11 protein-coding genes are annotated in these 9,824 nt (G+C 69.1%); all 11 read right to left on the bottom strand.

All coding sequences use genetic code 11. The features are described from left to right. Positions 1-37: 37 nt before the first annotated feature. The 11 genes from rpsO to ABZX92_RS43650 all read right to left on the bottom strand — a co-directional run bounded on the left by rpsO (position 38) and on the right by ABZX92_RS43650 (position 9,796). Positions 38-307 carry a 30S ribosomal protein S15 gene (gene rpsO, locus ABZX92_RS43700; protein ID WP_045318466.1) on the bottom strand — a complete coding sequence of 90 codons (270 nt, stop codon included), beginning with the start codon at positions 305-307 and terminating at the stop codon, positions 38-40. 127 nt (positions 308-434) lie between these two features. Then, the gene (locus tag ABZX92_RS43695) at positions 435-881 is read right to left on the bottom strand and encodes a 2'-5' RNA ligase family protein (RefSeq protein WP_355571723.1); all 447 of its coding nucleotides are present in this window, start codon (positions 879-881) and stop codon (positions 435-437) included. After that, complete coding sequence (locus ABZX92_RS43690) at positions 878-1,357, bottom strand: helix-turn-helix transcriptional regulator (RefSeq protein ID WP_355571729.1); 480 nt, start codon at positions 1,355-1,357, stop codon at positions 878-880. The genes ABZX92_RS43695 and ABZX92_RS43690 overlap by 4 nt, the downstream gene beginning before the upstream one ends. An 84-nt stretch (positions 1,358-1,441) precedes the next feature. Next, the gene (locus ABZX92_RS43685) at positions 1,442-2,374 is read right to left on the bottom strand and encodes a bifunctional riboflavin kinase/FAD synthetase (RefSeq protein ID WP_355571727.1); all 933 of its coding nucleotides are present in this window, start codon (positions 2,372-2,374) and stop codon (positions 1,442-1,444) included. 242 nt (positions 2,375-2,616) lie between these two features. After that, positions 2,617-3,504 carry a tRNA pseudouridine(55) synthase TruB gene (gene truB, locus ABZX92_RS43680; protein WP_355571721.1) on the bottom strand — a complete coding sequence of 296 codons (888 nt, stop codon included), beginning with the start codon at positions 3,502-3,504 and terminating at the stop codon, positions 2,617-2,619. 11 nt (positions 3,505-3,515) lie between these two features. Further along, the gene (locus tag ABZX92_RS43675) at positions 3,516-4,841 is read right to left on the bottom strand and encodes an MFS transporter (protein WP_355571719.1); all 1,326 of its coding nucleotides are present in this window, start codon (positions 4,839-4,841) and stop codon (positions 3,516-3,518) included. 110 nt (positions 4,842-4,951) lie between these two features. Beyond that, on the bottom strand, positions 4,952-6,253 hold the full coding sequence (locus ABZX92_RS43670) for an MATE family efflux transporter (protein ID WP_355571717.1): 1,302 nt from the start codon (positions 6,251-6,253) through the stop codon (positions 4,952-4,954). Between the two features lie 542 nt (positions 6,254-6,795). Further along, a complete protein-coding gene (locus ABZX92_RS43665) occupies positions 6,796-7,929 on the bottom strand; it encodes an ROK family transcriptional regulator (RefSeq protein WP_355571716.1) in 1,134 nt (377 codons plus the stop codon). Next, positions 7,926-8,912, bottom strand: coding sequence for a bifunctional oligoribonuclease/PAP phosphatase NrnA (locus tag ABZX92_RS43660; RefSeq protein WP_355571714.1), 987 nt, complete (start codon positions 8,910-8,912; stop codon positions 7,926-7,928). The genes ABZX92_RS43665 and ABZX92_RS43660 overlap by 4 nt, the downstream gene beginning before the upstream one ends. 124 nt (positions 8,913-9,036) lie before the next feature. Further along, on the bottom strand, positions 9,037-9,486 hold the full coding sequence (rbfA, locus tag ABZX92_RS43655; protein ID WP_355571712.1) for a 30S ribosome-binding factor RbfA: 450 nt from the start codon (positions 9,484-9,486) through the stop codon (positions 9,037-9,039). 13 nt (positions 9,487-9,499) lie between these two features. Further along, positions 9,500-9,796: a DUF503 domain-containing protein gene (locus ABZX92_RS43650; RefSeq protein ID WP_355571725.1), complete on the bottom strand. Its 297-nt coding sequence runs from the start codon at positions 9,794-9,796 to the stop codon at positions 9,500-9,502. Between the last annotated feature and the right edge of the window lie 28 nt (positions 9,797-9,824).

Raw genomic sequence — 9,824 nt, 5'->3', positions numbered from 1 at the left:
GGGGAGTGACCGGCCGGTCACACCCCCACGGCAAGTATCACCTGCGCAGACCGAGGCGCTGGATCAGCGCGCGGTAGCGGTTGATGTCCACCTTGGTCAGGTAGTTCAGCAGACGGCGGCGACGGCCGACCATCAGCAGAAGGCCCCGGCGGGAGTGGTGGTCGTGCTTGTGCTGCTTCAGGTGCTCCGTGAGGTCAGCGATGCGCTTGCTCAGGAGGGCCACCTGCGCCTCGGTCGAGCCGGTGTCCGAGTCGTGCAGACCGTACTCACCGAGGATGGACTTCTTCTGATCCGTGGACAGTGCCACTAGGTACTTCTCCTACTTGTTCAGGTCCGTGCGGCCCCACGCCCGCCGAATTGCTGGCCGGGGTAGCCGGTACTGGCCGCCACGGACCGCAGCCAGACCCAACTGCGAAGGCTATCAGGCGCGCTGCTCAGTGGCGCGCTGACGTGCGCAACCCCACCCGTGCGACGGGTGTGTGGACGCCATCGACGCTGCTCACGAGCACTGCTTCGGTCGGCTGCCACGGGCTGCCCAGGAACTCCGGCATCGGTTGTCCCTGGTACCCGTACGCCACCGTCAGGTGCGCCCACCAATTGTCGTTCGCGCCCGCCGCTCGTGCCAACTGATTTAAATCGCCGTGAATTCCCGCCCACAGGACCCTGCCGCGGAAGTCGCCGAAGTTCTGCAGCCTGATTTCCGGGACCTCGTGGCCTTCGAGGGCTTTGAAGCGTTCCTCATCTGCGGTTTCACCGTGGAAGCACAACGTGATGTGCCACTTCTCCGGCTTCGTCCACTCCACGTCGAGGCTGCGGTCCAGCACGGCGTCGAGCTCGTCGATCACGTGCTGAGGCGGGTACAACGCGGTGAAGAACTTCACCTGGAGGCGGCCCTGATGGCGCGGCGGAACAGCTCGGCGATCGCGGGGAAGTCCTCGTGCAGCAGGTCGGCCGCGTGCTGGAGCTCGGTGCGGTCCGCGACGCGGCGCAGCACCGGGTACGCGACGCTCTCGTCGCCGTTGACCGGCAGGTTGTCGCGCGACACGGTCGGCTTGGACTCGCGCACGTCGTCGAGCGCGCGCTGCAGCGCTTCCGGCGCTCCGGTCGCCACGTCCGGCGTGAGCACCTTGCGCTCCAGCATGATCATCCGCGCGAGCACGGCGGGGTTGCCGATCTTGGCCCGGCGGCCGCTCATCACCTGGCTGAGCATCGGCGCGCTGATCCCCAGCACGTCCGCGAGCTGAGCCTGGGACACGTTGAAGGCCACGACCAACCGGCGCACTCGGTCACCCAAAGGCTCCCCGTACCACTCCCGCTGTAGCGCGAGATTGCGCTGAACGATCTTGTGGTCCTCCACCTCGGCCCTCTCCCGTTGCCCAGCTCCGACCCGCATCCTGCCAGCCTGCGGACGCCCTCACGCCCGCTTCGCTCAATCTGACGGTCACGACTCGGCCAGCAGTTCCCTCGTTCGGTCTACATCTCGATGCATTTCCTCGAGAAGTGCCTCGACCGAGTCGAACTTGACCATTCCGCGCAGCCGTTCGACGAAGTCCACCGCGACCCGCTGGCCGTAGTAGTCCTCGTCCACGTCCAGCACGAACGCCTCGACCCGCCGCTCCCGGCCGGAGAACGTCGGGTTCGTGCCGACGCTGACCGCCGCCTTGAGCTTCTTACCCTTGGCGTTGGTGAACCAGCACGCGTAAATACCGTCAGCCGGAACAGCGGCGAACTTCGGCGTGGAGAGGTTGGCCGTCGGGAACCCCAGGTCCTTGCCGCGCCCGTCGCCCTTGACGACGATCCCCTCCAGCCGGTGCGGCTTGCCCAGCGCCTCCGCCGCGGCCTTCACGTCGCCGGCGTCGATGCACGCCCGGACGTACGTCGACGAGTAGGTCACTTCGTCTGCGGACACCAGATCAGCCCCCTCGGTCACGAATCCGAACCGCTGCCCGAGCTGGCGCAGCATTTCGACGTTACCCGCGGCCTTGTGCCCGAAGGTGAAGTTCTCACCCACCACGACAGCGGCCGCGTGGAGCTTCTCGACCAGGACCTCGTGGACGAACTCGGCCGCGGGCATCCTGGAGGTCTCCAGGCTGAACGGCACCACGACGAAGTGGTCGATCCCGAGCTCCTCGACCAGCTCGGCCCTGCGCCGCAACGTGGTGAGCTGCGCGGGATGACTCCCCGGCCGAACCACCTCGGACGGGTGCGGGTCGAAGGTCATCAGCACGGACGGCAGACCGCGTTCGGTCGCGAGCTCGACGGCCCTGCCGATGAGAGCCTGGTGGCCTTTGTGGACACCGTCGAACACGCCGATGGTGACGACGCAGCGGCCCCAGCCGCCGGGAAGGTGATCTAGTCCGCGCCAGCGTTGCACGGTGATCAGCCTACGACGACGGCCGGGGCCGCTGCGATCGCACGTCGATTCACCATCCGACGAGGAAGCGAGTTCGGCGGCCGGCTCGCCCACAGCGTCGAGGAGGTCCTCGTCGGGCACCTGGCACTGGAGATCGGCGCTGTCGAAGTCAGCCACGCTGCTCAGCCGGAATCTCGTACCAGGTGACGTCGAGGTAGTCGCACAACGCTTCGTCTTCCTCGTCGTCGTCCCGCGCGCCGACGCTAGCCAGCCGGGCTCAGCACCACCACGGGCTTGCAGGCGTCGCCTTCGTCCTTCGCCAGCGCGATCACGTGCCCGTCCGGGCCGAACACGCCGTAGGTGCCCTCGATGCCGCCCGCCTTGAGCCGCTGCCCGTGCGAGAGCGCAGAGGCCTCGCGCGGGTCGATCTCCCTGCGCGGGAACGCCGTCGTGACCGCCGCGTCGAGGTCGAGCGACAGGGCGGGCGTCTCCTCCAGCTGCTCCAGCGTCTTGGCCACGCGCAGGTCGAACGGGCCGACCCTGGTGCGCCGCAACGCACCCAGGTGACCGCCGACGCCGAGCGCCGCGCCGAGGTCGCGGGCCAGCGCGCGCACGTAGGTGCCGGAGGAGCACTCGACCATGACGTCGATGAGCACCGTCTTGTCTTCACGGCGCGTGAACAGCACGTCGAACCTGTGCACCGTGACGGGGCGTGCGGGGATCTCGACCTGTTCGCCCGCACGAACCCGTGCGTAGGCGCGCTTGCCGTCGATCTTCACCGCGGACACGGCCGACGGCACCTGCTGGATCGGGCCGGTCAGCTTCGCGATCTCGGCGGCGACGGCGTCGTCCTGGACATCCGAAGCGTCCACAGTGGACAAAATCTCGCCCTCGGCGTCGTCCGTCGTGGTGGACGAGCCGAGCACGATTGTCGCCAGGTAGGCCTTGCTGTCGAGCGCGAGGTGGCCGAGGAGCTTCGTCGCGCGCTCGATGCCGAGCACGAGCACGCCGGTCGCCATCGGGTCCAGCGTGCCGGCGTGCCCGACCTTGCGGGTGCCGAGGATCCTGCGCACCCGCGCCACCACGTCGTGCGAGGTCATGCCGTCCGGCTTGTCGACGATGACCAGGCCCGGTGCAACAGAGGGTTTCACGGCGCGAAAGCTTAAGCGACGCGCAGCGCGTCCCAGCGACGACGCCGCAACTGCACCGGCACCGTCTCACCACGCTCCTCGGCCTCGAACACCGCGGCACGCGCGCGCCGCCACCACACGAGCATCCGCCAGCCGCCTACCGCCAGCACGATCACGCAGAAGCTGAGGGCGACTCGGAACGCCGTCTGCGGGGTGAGCAGGCTCTCGGTGACCTCCAGCAGCACGCCGACGCCGAGTGCCGCGACGGTCACCGCGAGGAAGCCGCCGACGTTGACCAGGCCGCTCGCCGTGGACTGGCGGTGCGACGGGTTGTAATCGCGGGCCAACGCGAACGCGACGCCCGAGATCGGTCCGCCCACCGTGAGCACGATGAACACCACCGCGATGACCGGCACCGGCACGTGACCGCCCGGCCACAGCAGCAGCACGGCCCACCCGGTCAGCGCGAACGCCAGGAACCAGCCCGCGATCGGCATGCGCCACTCGGGGTTGCGGGAGAAGAGCGCGCCGATGATCGGACTCGACACGATCGCGCCGATGACGAGGAGTCCGAGCGTGGACGACGCCGCCTTGGCCGACATGCCCTGCGCCTGCACGAGGTACGGGTACCCCCACAGCAGACCGAGCACGGCCGGAGTCGACATGGTGCTGAAGTGCGCCCAGAACCCGAGCCGGGTGCCGGGCACGCTCCACGCCTGCCGCACCTTGGGCCAGATCTGCTTGAGCGGCACGGCTTCCGGCTTCGGCGCGGTGAAGCCGTGCGGCACGTCCTTGATCCTGAGGAACGCCACGGCCGAGTACAGCGCCGTGATGCCGCCCGCGATGAGGAACGCCCACGTCCACCCGATCGAGCCGAGCGCGAGCGTCAGCGGCACGGTGGCGACGAGGTTGCCGACGCCGCCCAACGCGGCCGTGACCGCGACCACGAGCGAGTACTGCCGCGGCGGGAAGTGCGCGGCGACGATGCGGATCACGCTGATGAACGTCATCGCGTCACCCATGCCGAGCACCGCGCGCGCAGTGAGCCCCAGCGCATACGAGTCAGCCACGGCGAAGAGCAGCTGACCGGTGCCCATGAGCAGCGCGGCGACGGTGAGGATCTTGCGGGGCCCGAACCGGTCCACGAGCAACCCGGTCGGGATCTGCATGAGGGCGTAGACACCGATCTGCAGCACGGTGAACACACCGAGTTGCGCGGGTCCGAGCCCGAACCGCTCACTCGCCTCCAGCCCGGCGACACCGAGCGTGGAGCGGTGGAAGACGGCGGCGAAGTAGACGAAAACGGCGGTGGTCCAGATCAGCCACGAGAGTCGGGTGGCGCGATCGACCGACGGCAAGACGGCACTCTCCCCAGGTCGGAGGCGGGCAGACATTAGTTACATCGCCTAAACAACCTTATTGGTAACGATTTCATGCCGTGAGGTCGGACACAGCGGCCGTTCGGGCGTCATCTGACCGCGCCCTCGACGGCCCACTCGCCTGACTTCGTGCGCCAGATCACGGCTATCAGGCGCAGCACCATGAACGCCGACAGCCCGGTCCAGATGCCCGCCAGCCCCCACCCGAACGCGTACGCGGCCCACACCAGCGGCAGGAACCCGATCACCGCACTGCCGAGCGTCGCCGTCCGCATGAACTTCACGTCGCCCGCGCCCAGCAGCACGCCGTCCAACGCGAACACCACGCCCGCGATCGGTTGCAGTGCCACGAAGAACCACCACGCGTTGGGGATTTCCCTCAGCACTTCTTGATCCGACGTGAACGCGTGCGGCAGAACCGTTGCCAGCGCGGCGAAAACGATGCCGAGCCCGATCCCGAACACCAGCCCGTACCGGGTGACCTGCCACGCCAGCTTCTCGGCCTTTTTCTTGTTGGACGCCCCGAGAGCCGCTCCGACGAGTGACTGCGCGGCGATCGCCAGCGAGTCCAGCACGAGCGCCAGGAACGTCCACAACTGCAACACGACCTGATGTGCCCCCACGGCCGCCACGGACGTCCGCGCCGCCACCGAAGCCGCGCTGACGAAGCACGCCTGGAACGCCAAGCTCCTCAGCACGAGGTCACGCCCCATGCCCAACTGCGCGCGCATGGCTTGGTAGTGCGGCGTGAGCGGCACTTTCTCGCTGATGAGGGCCTTGATGAACAGACTCGCCGCCAGCACCTGCGCCACCACGTTGGCGATGGCCGACCCCTCAAGCCCCCAACCGGCCCCGTACACGAGCGCGGGGCAGAGAACCGCGCTGATGCCGTTGCCGATCAGGATGTACTTCAACGGCCGCCTGGTGTCCTGAACCCCGCGCATCCACCCGTTGCCGGCCATCGTGACGAGGATGAACGGCGCCCCGAACAACGCGATCCGCACCCACTCGACCGCCGCGTCCGCCACCCCACCTCGCCCGGCGAGCAACTCAGCCAACGGCCGCGCGAACACCTGCCCCAGCACCACCACGAGCAGCCCAGCCGCCAACGCCAGCCAAGTCGCCTGCACCCCTTCCTCAACGGCCTCCCGCCGCCGCCCGGCCCCGTGCAACCTCGCCGTGCGCGCCGTCGTGCCGTACGAGAGAAACGTGAGCTGCGTCGAAACCTGCGTCAGCAACACCCCACCGAGCGCCAGCCCGGCCAACGGCAGCGCCCCGAGATGCCCCACCACCGCCGTGTCCACGAGCACGTACAACGGCTCGGCCGCCAACACCCCCAGAGCAGGCACAGCCAGCCCGATGACCCGCCGAGCGGGAACCCGATCCTCCACACGACGAACCTAAGCTCTCACCCGCACTTCCAACCGGTGACAACGCCCACGCGCCCACCCCGCGAGACCACGTCCGCCCACGGGGCGACGCCCATCCCGCGAGACCGCACCCCGCACCCCGCACCGCGAGACCACGCCCACCCACGAGACCGCGGGACGGCACCACGCCTCGCGCAGCCACGCGGCGGCGCCCAACCGGCTGCCACCGGCAGGTGCGCTCAGCCTGGACACGCGGGACGGGACCGAGCGCGCAAGCAGACGCGGACGCGCACACGCGGGGCGCAGGCGCAGGCGGGCGCAGGCAGGTGCGAACTCGGGCCGCGGGCTCGGGCCGGGCGCGGACTCGGGCTTGGCTCGTGCGGGCTCTGGCTCGGCTGGGTGCTGGCTCGACCGGGTGCTGGCTCGGGCGAGCGAGACCCGAGGCATGCGCACACGGGGAGGCGCACCATGGACCGCTCCCCCGCGCGCTTCCTCGTACGCGAGGGATCGGTAACAGCGTTTCAGGACACCCGCGGCGCCAGGTTCACCCGACCGAGCGACGACTAGGAGCGCTGGGGCAGGCCGAACACGCGTTCCCGCGCCACCGCCAGCGCCGAGTGCAGGGCTCCCGAGCGCACCGGGTTCGCGGTGATCTGGGCGAGCTGCACCGGGGTGCGCGGGACCACCAGCTTCAGCAGTTCCGTCGACACCAGGTCGCACAGCGTCTCGCCACCGGCCTGGGCAACCCCACCCGACAAGAGCACCAGTTCCGGATCGAGCACGCACACGACGTTCGCCAGACCCAATGCGATCCTACGGGCGAGGTCTGACAAGAACGCGCGGCCTTCGGTGCCCGCGGTCAGGGCGTGGGCGACGGCCTCCAGACCAGAGGACGCGGCGATGCCGTGCGACGAAGCCAGGTCCACGATGGCGTCGCTGTCCACCTGGTCGCCGTAGCGGCCGCCGGGGATCTGCATCGAGTCGATCTCGCCCGCGCCGCCCGTGACGCCGCGCAGCAGCTCGCCGTTGACGACGACGGCCGACCCTATTTCGTCGGCCGGCCAGAAGAGCACGAAGTTGCGGACGCCCACGGCCTTGCCGGAGCTCATCTCCTCCAACGCGGCCAGGTTGATGTCGTTCTCGATCGAGACCGACGTGCCCAGCAACTCCCGCAGCGTCGCGGGCAGGTCGACGTCCACCAACCCCGGCAGGTGAGGCGCGAATCCCAGGCACCCGGTGGCGGGGTCGACAGCGCCGGGCGTGCCGACGACGACGTGCGACAAAGCGTCCAGCCGCAGACCCGCCAGGGCCGCCGCCTTCTGCACGGTCTCGCGGAACGCGATGAGCGTCTCGGACTTCGGCATCGGCGCGCTGTGCTCGGACAGCAGCGACCCGGTGATGTCCGCGATGACCACGTCGATCAGGTCCGGCGTCAACGCCACCGCCGCCACGTACCCCACGCCACCGTTGACGGCCCACATCTGCGCGCGCGGTCCGCGTCCACCACCACGCAACCCGGTGCGGACGACCATGCCGTCCTCTTCGAGCCGCGCCAGCAACTGCGCGGTCGCGGGCTTGGAGAGCCCGATGACCTCCTCCAGCTCCGCGCGCGTCATCGCCCCGCTGCGCAGCAGGGTCTCGATGGCCGCCCGGTCGTTGATCTCCCGCAGCAGCCGCGGGCTTCCAGTCCGTGTCATGACTCCACCCGCTCCAACGCGCCCTTCAGCGCGGCGACCACCTGCTCCGCGGGCCCGGTGAACGTGAACCCGGCCGCCAGCCGATGCCCACCCCCGCCCAGCACCTGCGCCACCTCACGAACGTCCACCCGGCCCACGGCCCGCAACGACACGGACCAGAACCCGGGCCGCAACTCCTTCAGCACAGCCGCGACCTCAGCCTCGGAAGCAGAGCGCACGACGTCGATCACGCTCTCCACCTCCTCACTGCGCACGTCCCGCGCGTCATCCAGCCCGACGACGGCATGCACGAGCCCCAGCCCACCAGCGGCCTGCTGGTCCAGCTCCGCCCGGGCCAGCACGCGCGACAACATGCCCAAGTACGCGAACGGGTGCGCGTCCATCAACGGCCGCGTGACGCTGTACGCGTCGACCCCGGTCGCCAACAACCGCGCCGCCGTCTCGTGCGCGGCCGGCCCCGCCTTGCGAAAGCCCCCGGTGTCCGTCACGAGCCCGGCGTAAATGCACCGCGCAATGGGCTCGTCGACGACCACGTCCATCTCGTCGAGCAACTTCAACGCGATCAGCGCGGTGGCCTCGGCGTGCTCGTCGATGCAGTGCAACGTCCCGTACCGCGTGTTCGACACGTGGTGGTCGATGACGATGACCGGCCCGGTGCACGCGGCGACCCGACCCGCCAGGGGCCCGAGTCGTTGCAGGCTCCCGGTGTCCATCACGACCAGCAGCTCCGGAGCCGCGGGCACCTCATCGCGGTGCACCAGCAACCCCGCCGTGTCCAACGCCCGCAACGACTCCGGCACCGTCTCGGGCTCACCGAACGCCACCCGCACGGCAACGCCGCGCCGCTGGAGCGCGAGTCCCACCGCCAAAGCACTCCCGAGCGTGTCAGCGTCGGGGTTGATGTGACTGAGAAGGGTCACATCGCGGGCGTCGGCCAGTAACCGCGCGGCCTCGGCAATGGTGGTGCTCAGGTCGTCTGCCACAGGGAGACGTTAGCTGCTCACCGTCTCAATGTGCTGCAGGGCGCCCTCGGACAAGACAGTTTCCATCCCATAAACAGCCTGAAGGGACCTTCCGCGTGCGAAAGGTCCCCGGGCAAATCGAAACTCAGTCCTCTTCTTCGTCCTCACGAGGAGCCTTGTAAGGGTCAGCCTCGCCGGCCGGAGAAGCACCGACCGCGAGCCGAGCCACCTCGGCGTCGGCAGCCTGAGCCTGAGCCAGCAGCTCGTCCATCTTCCGCGCCGTGTCCGGCACGGTGTCGGTCATGAACGTCAGCGTCGGCGTGAACCGGACCCCGGTCTGCGCCCCGACCATCGAGCGCAGCACGCCCTTGGCCTTCTCCAGAGCGGCAGCCGCCCCGGCGTAGTCGGGCTCGGTGTCCAGCCGCTCACCCAGAACGGTGTAGTACACAGTCGCGTCGTGCAGATCCCCGGTCACCTTGGTGTCGGTGATCGTGACCCGAGCCAACCGCGGATCCTTGACCTCGTGCTCGAGAGCCGAAGCCACGATCTGCGAGATCCGCTTGGCGAGCTTGCGGGCACGTGCCGTGTCGGCCACGAGCCTCCCCTTCCTAGTCGTCCTCCGGCCCGACGAGACGCGTCCGGGCGGAGAGCAGTTCCAGTTCGGGACGTCCCGCGACCAGCCTTTCACAGCCGGCCAGGACCTCCCTGACATGCGAAGCGTCGCCCGCAACCACAGCGACACCGATCAACGCGCGCCGATGCAGATCCTGATGACCTGCTTCGGATGCGGCAACCTCGAAGCGGCGACGCAGCTCGGCCACGACGGGCCTGACCACGGAGCGCTTCTCCTTCAGCGAATGGACGTCGCCCAAGAGCACGTCCAGTTCCAGAGCCCCCACGTACATGGGAAAGATCCTCCAGAAGAAAAGGGTG

Source organism: Lentzea sp. NPDC006480, assembly GCF_040611995.1.
Classification (GTDB): domain Bacteria; phylum Actinomycetota; class Actinomycetes; order Mycobacteriales; family Pseudonocardiaceae; genus Lentzea.
This window is presented reverse-complemented; position numbering and strand designations above follow the sequence as displayed.